18 protein-coding genes are annotated in these 20,153 nt (G+C 63.4%); 8 read left to right on the forward strand and 10 right to left on the reverse strand.

What is annotated here, in order from left to right; all coding sequences use genetic code 11:
* Window positions 1-262: 262 nt before the first annotated feature.
* Window positions 263-2,164 carry a hypothetical protein gene (locus V7R84_RS14510; protein ID WP_338570309.1) on the reverse strand — a complete coding sequence of 634 codons (1,902 nt, stop codon included), beginning with the start codon at window positions 2,162-2,164 and terminating at the stop codon, window positions 263-265.
* A gap of 671 nt (window positions 2,165-2,835) precedes the next feature.
* On the opposite strand from V7R84_RS14510, the gene V7R84_RS14515 reads away from it, so the two are divergent.
* The 4 genes from V7R84_RS14515 to V7R84_RS14530 all read left to right on the forward strand — a co-directional run bounded on the left by V7R84_RS14515 (window position 2,836) and on the right by V7R84_RS14530 (window position 7,569).
* Complete coding sequence (locus tag V7R84_RS14515) at window positions 2,836-3,180, forward strand: hypothetical protein (RefSeq protein ID WP_338570312.1); 345 nt, start codon at window positions 2,836-2,838, stop codon at window positions 3,178-3,180.
* 65 nt (window positions 3,181-3,245) lie between these two features.
* Window positions 3,246-3,554, forward strand: coding sequence for a pore-forming ESAT-6 family protein (locus tag V7R84_RS14520; protein WP_338570314.1), 309 nt, complete (start codon window positions 3,246-3,248; stop codon window positions 3,552-3,554).
* 71 nt (window positions 3,555-3,625) lie between these two features.
* Window positions 3,626-4,000 carry a DUF6507 family protein gene (locus V7R84_RS14525; protein WP_338570317.1) on the forward strand — a complete coding sequence of 125 codons (375 nt, stop codon included), beginning with the start codon at window positions 3,626-3,628 and terminating at the stop codon, window positions 3,998-4,000.
* A gap of 299 nt (window positions 4,001-4,299) precedes the next feature.
* Window positions 4,300-7,569 (forward strand): hypothetical protein, encoded by a 3,270-nt coding sequence (locus V7R84_RS14530; RefSeq protein WP_338570319.1) that lies wholly within the window; start codon window positions 4,300-4,302, stop codon window positions 7,567-7,569.
* A 10-nt stretch (window positions 7,570-7,579) separates the two neighbouring features.
* On the opposite strand, the gene V7R84_RS14535 is transcribed toward V7R84_RS14530, so the two are convergent.
* The 3 genes from V7R84_RS14535 to V7R84_RS14545 are packed head-to-tail and all read right to left on the reverse strand — an operon-like array spanning window position 7,580 to window position 11,729.
* Entirely contained in the window at window positions 7,580-9,991 is a 2,412-nt protein-coding gene (locus V7R84_RS14535) for a PEP/pyruvate-binding domain-containing protein (protein ID WP_338570322.1), read from the reverse strand.
* Window positions 9,988-11,157, reverse strand: a complete 1,170-nt coding sequence (locus tag V7R84_RS14540; protein WP_338570324.1) for an MFS transporter — start codon at window positions 11,155-11,157, stop codon at window positions 9,988-9,990. The genes V7R84_RS14535 and V7R84_RS14540 overlap by 4 nt, the downstream gene beginning before the upstream one ends.
* Window positions 11,154-11,729, reverse strand: coding sequence for a helix-turn-helix domain-containing protein (locus V7R84_RS14545; protein ID WP_338570325.1), 576 nt, complete (start codon window positions 11,727-11,729; stop codon window positions 11,154-11,156). The genes V7R84_RS14540 and V7R84_RS14545 overlap by 4 nt, the downstream gene beginning before the upstream one ends.
* Before the next feature lie 311 nt (window positions 11,730-12,040).
* Between V7R84_RS14545 and V7R84_RS14550 the strand changes: the two genes are divergently transcribed.
* Window positions 12,041-13,234, forward strand: coding sequence for a hypothetical protein (locus V7R84_RS14550; RefSeq protein ID WP_338570327.1), 1,194 nt, complete (start codon window positions 12,041-12,043; stop codon window positions 13,232-13,234).
* A gap of 27 nt (window positions 13,235-13,261) precedes the next feature.
* Here the strand turns inward: V7R84_RS14550 and V7R84_RS14555 are convergent, their stop codons facing one another.
* From V7R84_RS14555 to V7R84_RS14575, 5 genes are all read right to left on the reverse strand, one after another.
* A complete protein-coding gene (locus tag V7R84_RS14555) occupies window positions 13,262-13,759 on the reverse strand; it encodes a hypothetical protein (protein ID WP_338570329.1) in 498 nt (165 codons plus the stop codon).
* Window positions 13,760-13,835: 76 nt separating this feature from the next.
* The gene (locus V7R84_RS14560; protein WP_338570331.1) at window positions 13,836-14,219 is read right to left on the reverse strand and encodes a hypothetical protein; all 384 of its coding nucleotides are present in this window, start codon (window positions 14,217-14,219) and stop codon (window positions 13,836-13,838) included.
* 4 nt (window positions 14,220-14,223) lie between these two features.
* Window positions 14,224-14,772: a hypothetical protein gene (locus tag V7R84_RS14565; RefSeq protein ID WP_338570333.1), complete on the reverse strand. Its 549-nt coding sequence runs from the start codon at window positions 14,770-14,772 to the stop codon at window positions 14,224-14,226.
* Between the two features lie 265 nt (window positions 14,773-15,037).
* Complete coding sequence (locus tag V7R84_RS14570) at window positions 15,038-15,277, reverse strand: hypothetical protein (protein WP_338570337.1); 240 nt, start codon at window positions 15,275-15,277, stop codon at window positions 15,038-15,040.
* Between the two features lie 32 nt (window positions 15,278-15,309).
* Window positions 15,310-16,653, reverse strand: coding sequence for an MFS transporter (locus V7R84_RS14575; RefSeq protein WP_338570340.1), 1,344 nt, complete (start codon window positions 16,651-16,653; stop codon window positions 15,310-15,312).
* A gap of 100 nt (window positions 16,654-16,753) precedes the next feature.
* Between V7R84_RS14575 and V7R84_RS14580 the strand changes: the two genes are divergently transcribed.
* On the forward strand, window positions 16,754-17,440 hold the full coding sequence (locus tag V7R84_RS14580; protein ID WP_338570343.1) for a winged helix-turn-helix domain-containing protein: 687 nt from the start codon (window positions 16,754-16,756) through the stop codon (window positions 17,438-17,440).
* On the opposite strand, the gene V7R84_RS14585 is transcribed toward V7R84_RS14580, so the two are convergent.
* Complete coding sequence (locus V7R84_RS14585; RefSeq protein ID WP_338570345.1) at window positions 17,430-18,032, reverse strand: class I SAM-dependent methyltransferase; 603 nt, start codon at window positions 18,030-18,032, stop codon at window positions 17,430-17,432. The two genes, V7R84_RS14580 and V7R84_RS14585, sit on opposite strands and share 11 nt — an antisense overlap.
* Before the next feature lie 454 nt (window positions 18,033-18,486).
* Here V7R84_RS14585 and V7R84_RS14590 point away from each other — a divergent pair, with 454 nt between their 5' ends.
* Together V7R84_RS14590 and V7R84_RS14595 are read left to right on the forward strand one after the other, a co-directional pair.
* A complete protein-coding gene (locus V7R84_RS14590) occupies window positions 18,487-19,032 on the forward strand; it encodes a hypothetical protein (RefSeq protein ID WP_338570348.1) in 546 nt (181 codons plus the stop codon).
* Window positions 19,033-19,251: 219 nt separating this feature from the next.
* The gene (locus V7R84_RS14595) at window positions 19,252-20,142 is read left to right on the forward strand and encodes a hypothetical protein (RefSeq protein ID WP_338570351.1); all 891 of its coding nucleotides are present in this window, start codon (window positions 19,252-19,254) and stop codon (window positions 20,140-20,142) included.
* The last annotated feature ends 11 nt before the right edge of the window (window positions 20,143-20,153 follow it).

A 20,153-nucleotide genomic window follows, 5' to 3' on the forward strand; every position in this document is an offset into this window, starting at 1 on the left:
CATGCGACTTGATTTTCAAAAATCGTGACAACCAGCAAAGGCACGGATGCCCAATGACCAGTCCGGAGAAAGTAGCGCTATCTTTCGTCAGCTTCATTTCGGGAATTGCAGGCCAGAATTGTGGATCCCCGGATAGTTCATAGCTCCGAGCGTCCGGGTGACACCAGGGCTGGTTCTGCATTACGCGCGGTGTCGCTGCACATGAAGACTGGGCCCCGATTCCGTGGAATCGGGGCCCAGTATTCATCACACCGTTCGGGTCTCAGGCGCCGGTCTTGGGCAGACCCGGTTTCACCGGCGGCGTAAGCGGCCTGACCGGGGTCGGGGTCGGGGTGACCGTCGGCGTCGGGCTCGGGGTGACCGTCGGCGTCGGGCTCGGGGTGACCGTCGGGGTCGGAGTGACCGTCGGGGTCGGCGTCGGACTCGGCGTTGGGGTCGGGGTCGGTGTTGGTGTTGGGGCGCTACACACCGGCTGATCCTTAGTAGTAGTGAACGTCGCACTAGTTTCACTCACCCGGGTCCAACCCTCAGGCAACACACCACCAAACTGGAACCCAGCCTTCGCAGTAGCAGTCGCCGTAACAGTCACCTTCCCGTCCTTGACCTCAATCTTCGGCTCGGAGAACTCCACACCCTCAACCGGATCAAACGACGCGGTCGGAGGTGTCGGAGTCAACGAATCCGCAGGACACGTACCCACATCAATCTTCGGAGCAACCGGAACCACACACTTCGGCTGCGTCACCGTCGTCGTATAGGTCACAACCCCACCAACAACAGCCCAACCCTCAGGCAAATTCGCAGTATCAATCCGATACCCAGACTTCGCCGTCGCAGTAACAGTCACACTCACCCGATCACCAACACTAGTGATAACAGGCTCCCCATAATCAACCTGCTCGGTATCCTCAACACCCGAAACACTCGGCTGACTAGGGGTAGTCGAATCAACCGGACACACCCCCGCCTTTACAACCGGAACCACCGGCACCACATCCCGAGTACACGTCGGCTGAGCAACAACCTTGGTGAACGTGAAAGAACCATCACCATTCGCAACCCACCCCTCAGGCAGGTTCTTCTCATCAACCTTCTTCCTAACCGTCGGCGTAGCAGTCACCTTGACCGTCACCTGATCCCCAGCCCTGGTGAACTGCGGCTGGGAATAGGCGATGCCCTTGCTCACACCGATCGTCACGGTGGGATCGGATGGCTGCGTGACGTCCGCAGAGCACACTCCCGGGCTCACGTCAACGGTGGCGAGTTTCGTGGCGATCGGATTCGTCATCGTGACGAAGAGGCCGAAAGAATCACCAACCTTGAGCTGAGCACTCCTGGCATCCGGAACGCCGCTGGTGAGATCAGGCCCAGTGAACGTCGGATCACCAAAACTGGCCCCGGGCACATCGGGTTGGTCCTCAGTGAGCGTGACAACAGTCCCGTCGGGAACGTTGTGCAGTCCCGCGATCCGCCCCTGGCCCGTGAGCGTGATAATTCCGCTGCGTTCCTCACCCTCGTAGGTGTAGCGATACCGAACGGTGAAAACCGCGTCATTCGGAACCCGGTCATCACTCACGTTCATCTTCGGAGGGTCCTGCGCCTCGGGCCGGGACTGCCGCCCGGCGCCCGACGTGATTTGTTGGTCCGTGAAAAACTTGCGAACCGTAATTCGATTCACCTTCGAAATATCTCTCTTGGAGGATCTATTAACGATACTCCCGTTCGTATATCTGCCGTTGACATGGGCGTCGTTGTTGAAGAACGATCCTGTCAGAATCTTTTCCTTGACCTTGAGATCGATCTCCAGGACGTAGACGTACTCATCGGTGAAATTGGCTCCGTTGGCGTAGGTCACGTCGACGGTGTCCGCATCGTCATCGATCTTCACGGTAGCCTTGCCACTGGCCCCACCCGCTTCGGGATAGAGGGTCTGGCTGCAGTCAGGGGCAGTCGTGTCCCGCCGGCACTGCTCGGTGTTGCGGACCCGATAGAGGGTGACGCCGTTCTCCTTCACGGCGAAGGTGGAACCGGTCAGCCTGTACTTGTCCTTGATCGTGAGTGTGTCCCTGCCCGTCATGACTCCACCCGGAACGGTGATGGTCCATTTGACACCATCGGCCGGGGCTCCGGTCAGGACACCTTTGTTGGTGATGGTTTCATTCACAACCGGCGTGGTTCTGGTGTCTTCCTGTCTCACAACACCGGGCGCTTTCATCCCACCGGAATCTGCCACCAGGCCATGAGAGGGCGGCGGGCTGATCCATGCTCCCGCTACGCCCATCAATGCCGACATGAGCAGAGCAACTGATCGCCACCCCCTTCGCGATGTCGTTGTTCTCCTCACGGATTCCCCCTTCACGCTTCGATCAACGGCTTCGAGAAACGAGAAATTAGCCCTCAAAGCGACGTCATGTTAGCCCTGTTTCGCGTTCCCTTTCATCTTTACTTGCAAGAATTAACGATCGGTATCGTTGAGGATATTTCTCACCCATTCCCGATCCTCGAGGCAGCCCCTCCGAGAAACTCCTTGGAGGAAAACATTGACACCGCCACTCACGGCTCTCACCTCAGCCCACCAGACCCTTGGGGACGGGTCGCGGAGCCACACCACTCTGCATCAGGACACGACAGCAGCCGGGAAGAGACCGCCGAACCACCCCCCAAGGCGTGCGTAGCGGGCGAACCATGGGGCAGCCGCACGCCACAGCCCCCGGATGGGGGATTAACCAAAGTCAATCCACACACTTGCATACAACACTGTATCCAACTAGAGTCGCAGCGCTTGCCTCAGCGGCCCAGGAACGCGGCCGAGAACAATTGAAGGGTTGAACACTCATGAAGTTTGCAATGGAAAGCGACACGCTGGTCGTACTGGGGCAGCGGTCGCACACCGAGTCGGAGGATCTCGGGGTTCTGGTACGACGTTTGTTCGAGGCCGCCGAGCCGTTGTCGGGTCAGATGAACGGTCCGGCCCGGTCGGCATTCGACAGGTTCAAGAGCAGTATTGACGACATCTCCGGTTCCTTGAACAGCGCTCTGGCGGGAATTGTGGGGTCCATTGCCGGGCAGAACAGGGCCTTCCAGACTGCGGCCGAAGATGGCGCCTCGGTACACGAGTCAGCCGAGGGAGCGGCTGATTTCACCAGCCAGGCCTTCTTAGCTCGCATCGGCCCGCAATGACCGATTCGCACAGCTCACCCTGCTCCATGTCTGATGTGTATTTTTGAAGCCCTCAGGAGGATTTAGTGTCCACCAACCAAATGGATCGTAATGACTACAGCGTTGCTGCTTCCCAGGCCGCACAGGGAAATTTTGAGGTTGTCGCCTCTGAATTGGAGGCGGCTCTCGACCGCAGGGATGCCGACGTGAAACAGGCGATGAGCGACTACCAGGCGGACGGCGTCTCGGACGAGTACGCACATCTTGAGCATCAGTGGAACGCCGCGGGCCGTCAGGTGCGTGAAGTGATCGGCGCAATTCGCCAGTCCTTGGCAGAGAACGACGATGTCGCGGCCAGGGCGCTGTCTACAGCTCGCTCCGCCATACCCGGGTGACGCACGGGAACCGGCCTCCATCGTGATCATCACAGACTTCGTCCGCCCGACAAGCGAAAGGGCCTGACACCATGACGAGTTGGAAAATTGATCCTGCCGGCGTGGCAGGAATTCTGAACAATGTAGCAAGTGAGCAGGAAGCGCTCGCGAACGTGCTGACAGATGGTGAATTCCAGGCAATATTCACCGGAATCAGCGGGGCGGGCGCACTGGTCGCCGAGGTTCCGAAAGCGTTGCAGGCATTGATGCAGAATCAGAAAGCAAATCTGCAGGCGGTTACCAACAGAATTGCCGCCGGAATCAGCGGCGTCTCCAATGCTGTCGCCGCATACAACAACGGACAACAGGAGATGGCAGGAGAGTTCCAGCGCCAGATGGCCACCTCGGCCGCGAGCGGCGATTTCTCTTATTTCCAGCAACACGGCTACAAGGGTGAGGGTATGTGATGGCAGAGCAGCCACAGTCGGGTGACGGTCTGGTGATGCCGGAGGCCTTCCCGTGCAGGAGTGACAACATCGATGTCGAGAGCATCAAGGCCGGTTCAGGAAAACTAAAGTCGATGGGACAGTCCATCGACTCCCACATGGACAATGTCGTTGGGTACTGGAACGGCATGCCCGGGGTGTACCAGGCCCCGGAGGGTGAGCAGGTCCACGCACTCATGAAACCAGCAGCCGCGGCCTCGGAGACGATCAAGGAGAAATTTGAGAGCGCATCCAAGGCCCTCGACACCTTCGCTGACGAGGTGGGCCCGGTCAAGGCAGAACTGGCCGCGTTGGAGAAGGAGGCAACCGCTTTCCGGCAGGAAGCACTGGCCGGGTACGACGGCAAGCCCTGGAAGGAGCACCAGCCCGCGGTGGATCGCAACACCGAGCTGCTGGGTCGCTACGCCAAGATCGTGGAACGCCTGACCACGGCATCCGCGACGTGCGCCAACGCAATCAACGGCCTGTTGGACGGGGTGTGTGTCGCCACGGTGGAAGGCGTCTCCGCTGATGCGCTCATGCAGTCCGGAGAGATGATGCCCTGGGGCGCCCCGGTGAGCAAGAACCGCAACTGTGGCGAGTCGGTGCTGCACGGCGCCGGGGGATTCCTGAAGAACACGTGGGACGGCGCCACCGGCCTGGCCGGCTTCGGCCCGAACGGATGGAGCGCGAACACGCTGAAGAACTCGTGGGTAGGAACGGGTGATTTCCTCTTCTCCACAGCGGTTCTGTGCTCCCCGGTCAGCCATGCGGCCAAGCTCTTCGGCAACGAAAAGGTGAACTCCTGGATCGATCGGCGCCATGACGTCGCCAAATCGGGACTGACCGGCATGGTCGGTTACGACTACGCCGCTCACAAGAACGGCAAGGACGGTTGGCACAAGTGGAAGGAGGATGGGGTCGCAGCGTTCACCGAGAGCGCGTTGAACGTCGGCACATTCTTCATTCCCGGCCCGGGAACCGGTGGTGCCGTGGCAAAAACCGCCGCATTGGGCGCGAAAACGGGTGGCATTGCCGCGAAGGGCGTTGGGTTCGCCACGAAGTGCGCGGATTTCGCGATTCCGGGCGGGGGGTGGCTCGTCAAGGGTGGAACGAAACTCGTCGACCTCGGCTCCAACACCCTCCGGGGGGCCGAGATTCCCCATCTCATCCCGAAAGGGAAACCCCTGCTCCCGGCGGAGGAAACCGTGCTGGCGGCCAAAACCGGGCCGCTGACTCCCTCCCCGTACGAGATGCGGCAGTCGGAGGCACCGGCACCGAACCTCGGTGAAACCCGCGAACCCGCCCTGCTCCGTGAACCGGCCCTGGTCGGCGCCCCTGCCCAGTCCCACGGGCCCGCGCCGTTCGAGATGAGGGACCGGAGTCTGCTGGACGCGGAACCACCATTGACCCCGAACGAGACGGGGAACGGCACCCCCACCACTCCGGAGGCCCACCAGGCCCGCGCAGGTGTGGGCGACGACCTGCCCCACATGCGACACGGTGGCGGTAGCACACCCCGCGATGGCGGCACAGGATTCCCCACGGGACACCATGGCGACAACCCAGCATCGCATGGTGATACCCCTGAGGGCGGATATGTCGGTCATGGCCCTGAAAACGGTGATCCCTCGCAGCCGCTCTCGTCATCCCACACGCCTGGTTCCAGAGACGCTTTCTCCCCAAGGCATGCTCTGGAAGAGAACATCCCGAACGACCATGAACGTGGTGGGAAAACATCAGGGAATCACCTCTCCGAGGAAACCGGAGAAGTTGCAAAACAATCCAAGAAAGCCGAATCGACACACGGCCCGGATGACGATGCGCAGCTAGTCGAATCACACGATGTAAGCACCAGCCACTCTCAAACGAACGAGAGAGCGGGTACCGAGTTTGCACGCGAAACAGACAACGATCCTCGTCGCACTGATGAGCACATCGAAGACCCCCACAGCCAAGAAAACAACCAGAGTCCGGAAGAAGTTTCGCCAGAGCGCGGTTCCGCGAAGTCCAAGGTACACCAACCGGATGGTAAGCCCACCTTCGACGAGAATGGGAAACCGCTCTATGACGAGAATGGCAACCCGCGCGAAGCCGATCGCGGAGATGACAGACTGCACTACGCCAGCGACCCAGAAGGCACATATCGCGACAAGGGGGCTGACCACAAACTTCAATATTACTCCAACAATCCGGAGAATCATGCCAGAGGGTATGCCAAGAGCGAGGATGATCCCTACCACAGCGGCCCTAGGCCAGTAGATCACAGACGCTTGGGATACAAATCCCCGGCACACCAGTACGAGTGGGAATATCCATTATTTGAATGGCGATCGCACAGCAACGCCGCTCTGTACAGAGGGATACTGAGAAGAAAAGCCGAAAGTATCTATGAAACTTGGTGCGAAGACCTCCAAGGAACTCGTGGGGTGAGCTTCACCGAAGAAAGAAAACGACTAGAAATCGAAATCAGCAATGAGAAAACCTTGTCTATCGATCTGAGCAACATAAAAGACAAGGAAGGAAAGATCAACCTGCAACGCATCAAGGATGCACTGCAGGAAACCCTTTCCGATCTTAAATCAAACACCAATCTCGCGGACGCGAAGCAGCAGTTTTCAACCGCCGCAACCAAGGTAGAGGACGCCCTCAAGAAATTGGAGGATGCCCAGAAAATCAACGAGAAACAACTGCTGGCGGACCTCGACTACGAGAACGCATCCGCCATAACGCAGATTGCTGAATGGATCGGAGATCAGGCTGGCGACAATATTTCCATGGACAACAGTCCAAACTACCTCAAGGATCGCTACCCAGAGATATGGCCCACCGAGCCACTTCCTTCCGCAGAAGGTAAAGTGATAGAGCGCCTCCCCCTCCTTGGGAAGCAGGATTTCTACCTATCCCCTAGGCACCTAGATATCATCGGCAGCGGAAAACTGGATCGCCTGGATATCGAAGAGCTCCTGGGTTCCGAAAGAAAGCCGAGGCGATTTTTCAGATTGGTGGTCGGCGAAAACAAAGGAGGGAACAAGCCCAGCTTTGGAAGCCGCACGATCGCCAACGGCGAGAAAGCGGAACAAGGAAGTTGGCCCTATGCAGCAGATCTGCTAACCGGCAAAAACCAAGACCCCCGCCTCCAGACGGCAATAGCAGACACAGAACACCCAACCATGACCGTTCCCTCAAATGAGGAACTGGCTCCCAAGATCAAGGATAGACTTGTCGCCCGCGAGCTCAACCACGATACCTCTCCTCGCATTCCCAAGGAGTATAAGAATCTCTGGGAGTGGAGACAAGGAGTTTTGGAGGCCAACCCAGACTTGGCTCGACGAGCCGAAACTGACCGAAAGCTACTCTTCCGCGGCTACATGGAAACCCGGGCAGCGTTTTTTCAGCAGCTGAAGGAAGACTGGGTCGAGGTCATTTACGAGACGACCAATGCCAGGACCGACGGCAAGGTAGTAGTCCGAGAATTCGATTTGGGCGGTAGACTCTTCATAAAGCTCGACGAAGAAGGGAATCTCATAAGCAAGTTCGTGCCGGCATGACGATGCAATCTCATCCGGCGACGGGCCGGGCCGATTCCTCGATTCGCACCCGGCCCGCGCCACCGTCGACCGTGACGACCTGGCCGTCGTGGAGGCGGGTGGTGGCCTCAAGGACCCCGAGCACCGCGGGGATGCCGTATTCGCGGGCGACGATGGCGGCGTGCGACAGCAGTCCCCCGGTTTCCGCGACCACCGCCGAGGCGGAGGCGAACAGTGGGGTCCAGGCGGGGTCCGTGGCCTGACAGACCAGGACGTCGCCGGGCCGCAGGCGTGCGAACTCAGCTGGACCGGAGATGACCCGCACCGGCCCAGACGCGACCCCAGGGCTAGCCGCCACCCCGGTCATGCCGCTCCCCGGTTTCACGGGGTCGCGTTCCGGCTGCCACGCCGCCAGGGCCCGGGGCCGGGCGCGGCGGCGTCTCTCGACGATTCCCGCGACATCCACCGGTTCGTCGCGCAACCAGCCCAGCAGCTCGTCGAAACCGAGCAGCGCGACCTCCCCCGGTTCGGCCAGCAGCCCGGCCACCACCATCCTGCGTCCCGCCTCGAGGGCCAGACGGCGCATCTGCTCCCCCAGCTCCTCGAAGTCCACCACCCCGGCTTCCCGCGTGACATGCCCGGCGCGGTAGTCGTCGACGAGACGCCGGAACCGGCGGCGCAGGAACCGGGGCAGCCTGCCGGCAGCCTCGGCCATCAGGTCGGTGTGGGGTCGCGCGGCGACCGGTTCGCGCCGCTGCGTGTGCGCCATCATCGCGACCGTCCCGAGGAAGGCGGGAAGGTCCTCGCGCCATGAGCGGCTGGAGAACGGCTGGTACATGCGGGTGGTGCGGGCCCCGTGCTCTGCGAGGAAACGCTCGACCCTCCTCCACCATTCGGGGTCCTGCTGTGTGACGGCCTCGACGTCGATGGGATTCTGCGCCAGGAGCCGCCGCACCGGCTCGGGGATGGATGCGACGAGCCGGCCGAGTTCCCGGTCGATGACGACGGTGGCGTAGTCGAGGTCGCCGAGGAGGTCCTCCGGCCGGGTTTTCACCCTTGCCAGGCGCAGCAGGACGCGGAGCCGGGCCCCGCGCAGGACGTGGAAGCCGAGGTATTCGACGAAACGGGAGGTCACCATGGCCTCGACCTGACCGGACGCCTCCGTCAGGGCGTCGGCGATGTCCGCGCCGGACAGCGTCGCGACGGGTAGGTCGCGCAGCCGGGCCGTGAACCGCCGCACCCTGGCGCCGGTATCGGCGTCCCAGCCGCGGGGGTCGCGCCACGGGGTCCGGGCGATCCGGACGATCCCTGCGGGCAGCCGCCACCACGAGATCCGGGGATGGCCGATGGTGACGGCGCCGTCGGCATCCATCTCGACGAGCCCGTCGATGGGCCGCATCCGGAGCCCGGCGAACCCGGTGGTGGCGTCGAGGCAGCACACCAGGATCCGGGTCACCATCAGGTCGAGAGGATACGGCGACGGAAAGTGCTCGATGATGTCGTTGCGGATGAAGCGACTTATCCGCCCGACCCGCCGATCCGGCCCCACCGGGGCAGTGGTGGTGATGGGCCGGGCCTGGAGCAGCCACGGCTTCCCGTCGGTCAGGGCCCATTCGACGTCCATCGGCCTGCCGTAGTGATGCTCGACCTGCTCGGCGAGCCGCGCCACCGCAACCACGTCGCGGCCCGCGAGGGATGCCCGACGGCGTTGTTCACCGGAGATCTCGGTGGTGGCGGTTTCGCCGGTGGCGGTCATGTCGATGCGGATGCGTTTGTCGCCAGTGCTTCGTTCGACAATGCGACCACGTTCGACGGCGAAGGAGTCGGGGGTGACCGCACCCGAGACGACGACCTCACCGAGCCCCCAGGCGGATTCGATCACCACTCGTCTGCGCCCGGTGACCGGGTCGAGGGTGAACGCGACACCTGCGGCGTCGGCGGGGATCATGCGTTGCACCACGACCGCCAGGGCGACGTCGTCGTGGGCGAATCCCTGCTCGTCGCGGTAGGTGATGGCCCGGTCGCTCCACAGCGACGCCCAGCAGCGGCGCACCGCTTCGACGACGGCATCCCCGCCGACCACCCCCAGGTAGGTTTCCTGCTGACCCGCGAAGGATGCGTCCGGGAGATCCTCGGTGGTGGCCGAGGACCGCACCGCGACCGGCCCGTTGACCTCTCCCGCGGCGTCGCGGATCCGATCGGCCAGTCCGTCGGGCAGCGGGGCGGCGACGACGAGTTCCCGCAGCCGGTCGTGGTTCCCGGCCTCCAGCAGTCCGGCGATCTCCTCCCGAAGCGGAGTCATCGCGGTCCGGTAGGCCTCGGCAGTGACGCAGAACCCGCCGGGGACGGGAAGGCCCGCCGCGATCAGTTCCCCGAGGTTGGCTCCTTTGCCACCCACCAGGGGGATGTCGGTGGCGCGCACCCGGTCAAGTCCGATGATCATGATGTCTTCTCCTTCACGCCGCCCTGCGTAAGCCACACCACCAGCCCGAGGGCGGCGAGAACGGCCAGTGTGGCGAACAGACCGGTCAGGGCGGGGCCCGCAGCGAGTCCGGAGATGATCCACAGGCTCAGGGCGGGGATCCCGGCGGCCGCACCGGCGTTGCGGCCGAACTGCACCATTCCGCTGGCCCGCGCCATGCGCTCCTCGGATGCGGTTGCCTGCGCGTCGAGGAGCAGCAGGGGCAGCACCAGGCCGGCACCCACCCCCAGAAGGGTGATGCCCAGCAGGAAGACGACGAGCTGGGGGAAGGCCGCCAGGACCGCCCCGACACACCCCAGGACCCAGCCGAGGGGACGCGCCCACGTGCTCGGGGCGAGCTTCCCGGAGGCGAAGGTGCCCGCCCCGATTCCGAGGAGCATGGGGACGAGGAACCAGCCGGTGGTGGTGGCGTCGACGCCGTGGAGGGTCTGCAGGGCCAGCGGCGCGTAGGTGATCGCGCCGATCGAGATCACCCCTGACAGGGCCGCGAGCCACACCAGCACCCCGGGGCCGGCGCCGCGCTGCGACGATCCGCGCACCGTGATGCGCCACCAGCCCTCGGGTGGGGTGGCGGTGGGGAAGCTCCGGGCCGCGAGCAGCGCGATCAGCGACAGCGGCACCCCGGTCAGCACCCCGAGACGCCACCCGGGTCCGTCGGTGAACCAGCCGCCCAGCGGCGGGCCGATCAGGTTCGCGACCAGCTGGATGATCGCCAACCGGGAGAGCGCGCGGGCGCGGGAGGATGCGTCGAGGCTCAGCCCCAGGGCGGCGAGCACCGCGGGCATGATGGCGGCAGCGCCGATGCCCTGGACGACCCGCGCCGCCAGCAGCAGCGACATGGTGGGCGCCCAGGACATCAGCAGGGTGCCGGTCAGGAAGCAGGCATGCCCCGCCACCAGGACGCGGCGGGTTCCCAGGCGGTCGGTGTACTGGGAGAACAGCGGCAGCAGGAGGGTGGAGCACACGAGGTAGCTGCCGGCAACCCAGCCGTACAGCTCCGGCGCGGCCAGTTCGTCGACGATCCGGGGGGTCGCGTTGCCCAGGAGGGTCTGCATCATGGCGGAGACCGCCATGCCCGCGCCCGCGGCGGTCAGCAGGGCGCGGCGGTTCGTCGTGGAACGGGTCACTTCAGTCCGTTCAGGAGAATGTCGAGGGAGGTTGCGAAACGGTCGCGCAGGGAGTCCCCGTCGGGGTGCGTGGCCCACATCAGCACGCACATGTAGTAGCTGCACTGCAACGCCAGAACGGAATCGACCAAGGGCACGTCGTCGCGCAGTTCACCGCTGTTGCGACCCGCGGTGAGAGCATCCGCGACGACCGCATGAAATCGCTTCTGGTTCTCCGACCCGAGGTCGAGGGAAAGGTTGAAGGACCGCGCCTTGACCATCTGCCGGGCCGGTTCAGGGTGGGCCTCCAGCCAGTCGGCGGCGGCGTCGAGCATCCGTCGGAGGCGTTCCTCGGCGGTGCCGTCGCCCACATCCGCATCGAGGACGGCCCGGACCACCTGCTCCCCCAGGTACCGGAAGACGTCGCGTTTGCTGGGGAAGTGCGTGAAGAAGGTGCCCTTGCCGATGTCTGCGGCCTCGGTGATGTCGGCGACGGTGACGGCATCGAACCCCCGCTCGGCGAACAGGCGCATGGCCTCGGTGAAGATCCTCTCCCGGGTCCTGGCACGCCGTCGGCTCACTCGATCACTCATGAATCCACGCTAGAACAAAACCTGACTCCGGTCAATATCTGACTGTGGTCAGATATTGCTTCGTTGAATCCCTCCATCGGCAGCCGCGCGTTTGACACAATGGTTCTGGTAACGGGCAGCGAGGAGGAGCGATCATCAACGCCACGACGAATCCCGGGGGGACGCTGGACCCGCGAAGGTTTTTACCCGGCACGGAGGACGACTGGGCCGCCTACCCACTCGACGAGTTCCTCGTCACGACCGTCCTCGAGGTCATCACCGATCTCGTTGGCTCTGCCGGCATCGACATCACGTTGAACCCGGCCACGATCATGACCTCACTGAACGCCAGGACCGATCCCAACGCGGACCCGATGATCGTGAAGGAGGCACCCGCGGAGAAGACGGACGAGAGCCCGTCCTTGCGTCTCAAACCGGGGGTTTTCCTTCGCGCCCCGCGGATGCTGTTCAAGGTTCTGCGACACGATCCGGCCCGTTGGCGACGAGAGGAACGAAGCTTCCGCTCCCGACTCGACCAGTTCCAGCACCGCGCCGCGCAGGCCAGCACCCTGGATGACAAGGAACTGGCGCACCTGGTCGAGGGGATCGTCGGCCTGTTCCGGACCTGCCTGCGTGACGGTGCGATGTACTACGGTCTGGGACTGGTCTGGATGTACTGGCGGACCGCTCGTCTGCTCAAGAAACAGCCCGACACCGACGACGAATTGGCCGAGAACATCGCGGCCTACTTCCTCCAGCTGTTGCTGATCGACAGGAGCAATCCCCTGGCTCCCCTGTTCGAGCATTTTCGGAGGTTGAGCGAGGACGCCCAGGCCATGGACCTGCAGCAGGTCGTGGTCTCGATTCCCGAATCCGCCTTCGACGCAGCCGAAACCGCGACGGATATTGAGGACATCATTTTCGCAGCGGTGCGCCGCCTGCCGAAGGGGGCGGCGATCGAGTCGCGGGTCGATGCCCTGCTCGCCGGCCTGCCCATCCGGCTGGAGAAGCTCGATTGGCCCTTCTCCCCCCGCCCGGTGATTCCGTTCCGATTACTGGTGGCCCTCCTCGGCAGCGAACCGATTGACGGCCTGGACGACCTGCTCACCGACGAGGACACCGCGAAACAGGTGGCACGGAAACTGCCTTTCAGGAAACGTGCCCGCTGGAAATGGAACGTCACAAAAACCCGCAAGCTGATGACCGGAGCCGTCGGGACGATTTTCCTGCTGCTGGAAACCATCCCCGTCTTTCACCTGGCCTTCGGCGAGGTCGCGAAACGCTTGCAGGACCGGAACCAGGTCGCGGTCTCGGAGGACCTGATGCTTCTTCGCTTCGACGAGATCCTGAAGGCCCTGGAAAACCGTGGAAGCTGCCGGGAGCTCGTGATCGAACACCATAGGGAGCACCTCAAACACGTGGCCGCCCGCCGCGCGAGGAAGCTCGAGGCCAAGGCCGCTGGAAAGATCCAGGAGGACGACACCGAGACCCCCGTCTCACTGGATGGGCTCACCTCCGAGTCGTAGAAACTCCACGAACGGATGTGAAGCACGTCAGCAGCCGTGTTTGTTGTGGTTGGTGGGGCAGGGTGCCAGCGCGGTCGGGGTACCGGTCGGGTTCGGTGACGGCGATGGTGAGGGCGCGCTGTGGCGCCTCCCGTTAGGAATATTGACCGCGAATGCTTCGATCACACTCGTGTGCACCTGGGACGAGAGATCCATCTCAATAGTTCCCTGCTGCCCCAAACCACTCCACACAATCACCCAATGCGCGGTCGCAGTGATCGTGTAATCCCCACGCTGATGATAGACATACCCACACGTCGGCGACGGCTTGTCGTCTTTCTGCCAGGCGAGGTGTTCCATTCCCTTGTCACACACCTTGGTATCCCCATTGCCCATCTCCCACGTCACCTTCGTCACCGCCGCAGTGGCCGTGATCGCATACCCTGCTTCGGTCACGGTCTTGGTGACCGGCCCCCACGTCGTGGGACCTGGATCCCTGATCCACATCCAGTTGTGCCACCCCACATAGTTATGCCCTGCAGGCAACTCCTCCAACGGGTCAGGCCATACCCCAATCTCTGGAACACGAAGATCTGGATCTTTCCGCTGTGTCCCGTCAGCGTCACTGCTCGTCGTGGAATTTCCTGTTCGGTTCATAGATCCATCGTCGGCACAGGACGTGGGTGACGCCGCCGACACACACCACCCCGACCACATGCCAGAACAGCGGATGCCCCAGCAGGGGCACCACGATGGCCAGCCCATTCAAGGCGGAGACGGTCGCGACGAACCGGGCCGAGAGGAGATCCTCGGGGCGGGCGCGCTGCTGGTGGGGTACCAGCCCGATCGCGACCACCACCAAGGCGAGAAAAACCAGTGCACCTCGCCAGAGGGGGAACCATCCCACGAGTACCGCCAAGATCACTCCGGCCAAGCAAACGGCCGCTTTGTAAGCAACCATCAGCACCGGGACCGGGATGGATGACCCTTGCCGTCGATCCATCATTCATTCATCCGTTCGAGATACTGCACGCCACGACGCCTGCAGCGAGTCCAGCGACGATACCCGCCGCACCTCCCCGGAGGGCGAGTCGAGGAGCGACCCGGAGGAGCCACGAAGCGAATTTCGCATATTTTCCAGCTTTCAGCCACCCGACTGCCGTGCCATCAAGCAATTTGATGACGCCTGACCCGACTGACCATGAGAGAACACATCTGACCCACCCTTCGTCGCCAACTTTTTCAGCACTGTTCCCATCACCCGCTGGAGGGCCTGACATGCCAACAGAGTTCAAATTACGCGCAGCCATTTCCAAATCCCTGCTCTCAATACCAGCTGCCGCGGCGCTCTTTGTATCGTTCACCCTCCACAGTCCACTCTGATCTTGCACGAGATAGATCTCGAACACCGTCCGGATTTCTTCTGTCAGTTTCTCCTGCTCATGAGGAATAGATGATGACTGAACTTCGCCATCATTCGAACCGTCATCAGCAAACGCCTGAGGAACAAATCCAAGGAAAATCACGAGAGCAAGTGAAATGGTGATTCGTTTTATCATTGAGTAAGATCTTTCCAGTTTTAGAAGACTTACCACGAGACTTATTCGCAGCCGCCCTCGCCCATTGGTCTGACTAGAGGTTTCACTACCCGAAGGGCAGTCCGTGGTCAAGTCTGCGCATCCTTCAAAAGTCTCCGCACCACAGCGGCGTTCAACAGCGAACCAGGCGAGCCTCGCATATGCAATACTCTTGAGTTTCACGTTAGCTTAGGCGGCTCCCCTCCCTGGGGCAAGCACATGCGTGAGAGAGATTCGTTTTCCCTTGTCACTTCAGCGTGCCGGAGTGGTGCCAGATCAGGGAGTAGCGCCACAACGGGAGGCGCCGCCACACCATCCTGGGCAGGAGCTCGGCGGCCACTCGCCGGACCGTGGTGTAGCCGTGGGACGGTGGCCACACCGTCGGGGCCGTGTGCTCCCAGAAGCCGTACCGCACCGAGAACCACCAGTGCTGGAACAGACCCGGGACGTGGATCAACCGGTCCCCGAGTCTCGTCGCCCGTGCCACACCAATGATCGCCAGAACCCCACTCGACTGTGTCAGGCCGGGTCACGCGCGGCCGCGGAAACCAGGGCCGCGGCCGCGATGAAGATCCCGGCTGCCATCAGCATCGCGACGCGGAAACCGGACGGGGAGGCATCGGCCGCGACCACACCACCCAGGATGGCGACGCCGGCGACGCTGCCGGTCTGCCGTGCCGCGTTCACAACCCCTCCTGCCGTTCCCGCGAGCTCGTCCGGGACGGCCGAGACTGCTGCGGCAGTCGCGGCGGGCATCGCGAAGGCCATTCCGAATCCCGCGGCGAAGGTGACTCCAGAGACGACCAGGGGCGCCGTGCCGGAACCGATGAACGCGGTTCCTACGAACCCCGCAGCCCCGAGGACAAGCCCCATCAACATCGCGGGAAAGACCCCGAACCGGGCGGCCGCCCTGCCCCCAAGCGGGGCGGCGACAACCGCGCTGCAGGCCTGTGGGGCGAGCGCGAGACCCGCTTCCCAGGCATCATGGCCCAGGGTTCGCTGGAAGAACAGGGACAGCACGAAGAGCTGGCCGAAGAAACTCACATTCAGGCAGAATCCGACCGTCACGGCCACCGTGAATCCCCGCCCGGCAAACAAGCCGGAAGGCAACATCGGTTCGGGAATGCGACGTTCCACGGCAACGAAACCGGTCAACAGCCCGGCGGCTGCGACCGCCGCCGCGAGCTGCAAGACTCCCCAGCCGCGTTCGCCCGCCGAGATCACGGCCCAGGTTCCCGCGGCGAGCCCGAGCGCCGAGAGTCCCGGACCGAACAGGTCCAGACCCCGGGGCGCGATCCCGCGCGTCCCGTCGACCGCTCTGATGGTGAGCAGGACGGCCACGGCGATCACCGGAAGATTGATCCAGAACACCGACCGCCACCCGACCGCGGTCACCAACATCCCGCCGAGGATCGGCCCAACTGCGGCGGCCACTCCCCCGGCTCCACCCCACAGGCCGATCGCCCGTGCCCGCGCGGCAGGGTCGGGGTGGACGGCGCCCAGTAGCGTCAGCGACCCGGGCACGACGGCCGCCGCCCCCACTCCCTGCACGGCCCGGGCCGCCACCAGCGTCCCGCCGGTCGGCGCCATCGCGCAGGCAAACGACAGGACTCCGAACCCCAGCAGGCCGATCAGATAGACCTTCCGGGCACCGATGCGGTCGCAGGCGGCCCCGGCGGCGAGCAGCAGGGCCGCGAGCACGAGCGTGTAGGCGTCGACGACCCATTGCAGCGTCCCGATCCCGATCCGCAGGTCGGCGCCGATGCCGCCGAGGGCCACGTTGACGACGGTGACGTCGAGCATGACGACGAAGAAACCGAGCAGCACCGCGGCCGTCGCCGCTCGCCTGCCTTCGCGCACCATCCAGGCCTCCTCATTCAGCCCCGGTCATCAAAGTTCGGCGACCATGGTCACGCCCGGATGGTTCGGTGCGCACCGAACCCGGGGCGGCGAGAATGGAGGGGTGCCCGATCGTTCGTTCCCCGAGAGAATGCCGGAGATCTCCCTGGTCGCCGCCACGTTGGGGGATCCGTCACGCGCCGCGATGTGCACCGCGCTGATGACGGACCGGGCCTGGACCGTCGGCGAACTCGCCCGGTACACGGGCCTGGCCCGCTCCACCGCCAGCGAGCACATCGACGTTCTCGTCGCCCGGGGCATCGCCGCCGAGAGACACCAGGGCCGTCACCGCTACGTCACCCTCGCCGGTGAACACGTGGCGCGGGTCATCGAGGGCCTCGGGGTCGTGTCCGGCACCCTCCTGCCCACGCCCCGGAGCCTGCGGGCGTCCGCCGACGAGGCCCGGTTCCGGAAGGGCCGCACCTGCTACCGGCACCTCGCGGGGCGGCTCGGGGTCGGGCTCGCCGACCAGCTGCGCGGACAGGACCTGATCGATGCCGCATGGCGGCCCACGGAGGCCGGCCGCAATCTCCTCGACTCGTGGGAAACCGGACTGGGTTCCCTGGCGGCGAGCTCCTGCATGGATGCGACCGAACGCCGCCTCCACCTGGCCGGGCCCCTCGGGACGCGACTGTGCAGGCTGTTCCTGGAGCGCGGCTGGATCACCCGGGTCGGAAACACCCGGGCGGTCCGTCTGACGGAACGGGGAGAGGCAGAGTTCACCGGTTGCGGCATTGACCTCACATCGTGACAGGGCGGTGCCAGATCAGGGAGTAGCGCCACAACGGGAGGCGCCGCCACACCATCCCGGGCAGAAGCTCGGCGGCCACCCGCCGGATTGTGGTGTAGTCGTGGGGCGGTGGCCACACCGTCGGGGCCGTGTGCTCCCAGAAGCCGTACCGCAACGAAAACCACCAGTGCTGGAACAGACCCGGGACGTGGATCAGCCGGTCCCTGAGTCTCGTCGCCCGCGCCAGACCGATGACCGCCAGGACCCCGCCCGGGGCGGTCAGCGCGGCCAACCGCGTCAGGGCCGCCCGGAGGTCGGGGATGTGGTGCAGCACGGCCACCGAAGCCACCACGTCGAAACGGCGGCCGAAGTCGTGGGTCAGGACGTCTCCGAACACCCAATCGACGTCTCCGCAGTCCCGGCGCGCCTGGCCCAGAACCTGCTCATCGGCGTCGATGCCCACGACCTCGGGCACGACACGTTGCAGCTCCCGGGTCAGCAGTCCATTGCCACAGCCCACGTCGAGGGCCGTTCGAGCGCCTTCCGGCACCTCCTTGAGGATCACGCCGTGGTAGTGGATGTTGTGATTCCAGCGGTGTGAGATGGTCGGCATCACCCAAAACTACATCGTCCGCCCGGCAAGGCCCAGCCTCGCGTTGAGGGCCGAGTCGATGGACCACTCCTCCGCGTGAGCTCCTGGCTCCCATACTATGTCCACTAGGAGGCCACATATGAATGATCACCCCTTAGCGAACAATATGAATCAACCCGGCAGGCAGTCGCCCTGGGAGGCCAAACCGAACCAGGGCCCACAGCCCCAGCAGGGATATCCACAGCAGCCGTCCCAGCCGTACCCCCAACAGCCCCAGGGACCCGGGCAACCGCCACAGTCCTCCCCCCAACAACCTCAGGGATATGGACAACCGGGCCATCAGCAGCCTTACGCCCAACCCGGCTACCAACAGCCCTACGCCCCCGGCTACCAACAGCCCTACGCCCCCGGCTACGGACAGCAACCACAACCGCCCGGCGGAGGCCGCGGAGGAACAAACCGCATCCTGCTCATCGTGATCATCGGCATCCTGGTGATCGCCCTGGGTTTCGGGGCCTGGTGGGTCATCGCCAACAACACCAAACCAGCCGACCCCAGCACACCCACACCAACCACCACCTCCCCCAGCCCAACAGCCACGCAACCCACCAAGACGACCGCCTCCCCCAGCCCTACGCCCAGAAGATCCAGCTCGACGCCAACCTCGTCGCCCGCCACTGCACCGGAGTTGCCCAAACAGTTCGGCGACTACAATTTCGTTAAAAACATTGACAAAAGCAACGTTTATGAAAATTCTTCGGGCGACCGGATTCTGGCTCAATTCTTGGCGCTCGAAATCCTTTTCGACGCGGAGCGCGAAAAAATGGAAGACCTGACCGAGGTCGGGCAGCTCACCTGTGGCCGAAGCTTCTACGAGGACAAGGATACGAAAGAAAAGAAGTACTTCATGATGTGCATAACCAAAAAGTACGGTGGAGTTCTTGAGCTCGGTTCCACCGAGAGCGCCTCCGCCCAAGAATTGGGGACAGAAGGACAGAAATTCCTTGAGGCCTGGAAGTAAGAGACTGCGTCAACGAAAACCCGAGGGTTGGGCGCCAGTCAGGAAGACGGGGCGTCAGATCGCCAGATCCGGTGCGCCGAGGCTGGATGTGGTCTCCGTGACCCGCACGGAGGCCGGGGATGCTGCGTACGGTTGCAGCGGCATAGGACCGGCATTTTTCGACCCCACCCGCCCATCTGACCCGCTCGTTCTCCTACCATGGTTGGCAAGGAGCAGTACATGAGCAATTACCCTTCCTCGAACATAAACCAACCCGGTGGACAGCAGCCCTGGGGGGCTCAACCCCAAGGAGGCAATCCTCAACAGCAGCCCCAGCAGGGGGGATACTCGCAGCAGCCCCAGCAGGGGGGATACTCGCAGCAGCCCCAGCAAAGCTACCCCCCACAGCAGGGAGGCTACTCACAACAGAGCCACCCCCAGCACGCATATACCCAGCAGGCACAGCAGGGATATACCCAGCAGGCCCAGGCGTATGGGCAGCCTGGATATCAGCAGCCCTACGGACAGGCCGGGTACGTACAGCCCCCACAGCCGCCCGGCAGCGGAGGGGCGACGCGGACGGTTCTGCTTGTGGTCGTTGGTGTTCTCGTGGTCGCGCTGGGCCTGGGGATCTGGTGGTTTGTCACCAAAGGTTCCACACCTGCTGACCCCGCCACTCCCAGTCCCACGGCCACCAGCCCCTCGCCCACGCACTCGTCCCCCAGCCCCTCGCCCACTCACTCGTCGAAGACCCCCACCCCCACGCCCAGCCCCACCCCGACCGCGCCAGCGAAGATGCCTGAGGAATTTGACGGTTTCGTATTCCTCGAAACCCAGGACAACGACAACAACATTTACGAGGCCCCAGACGGTTCGCGGATCGTGGCCAAATTCTTGAAACCCCAGAGACGATTCGAACTACTCAGCAAGGACATCACGGGACAGGTTGCAGTCGGAGATTTCACCTGTGGCTCCATTCACATTGACAACGAGGAAACCAAGGAGAAGGGAGACCTGACGATCTGCATCGCCCGGAAGTATGACGGCGTCTTGATGCTCGCCACATCCACCCACAGGACACCTCAGCAACTGGGCGCTTCTGGCGCCAAATTCCTCGAAGTGTGGAAATAAGAAAATAGAAG

The sequence above is a fragment of the Arachnia propionica genome (assembly GCF_037055325.1).
Lineage (GTDB): Bacteria > Actinomycetota > Actinomycetes > Propionibacteriales > Propionibacteriaceae > Arachnia.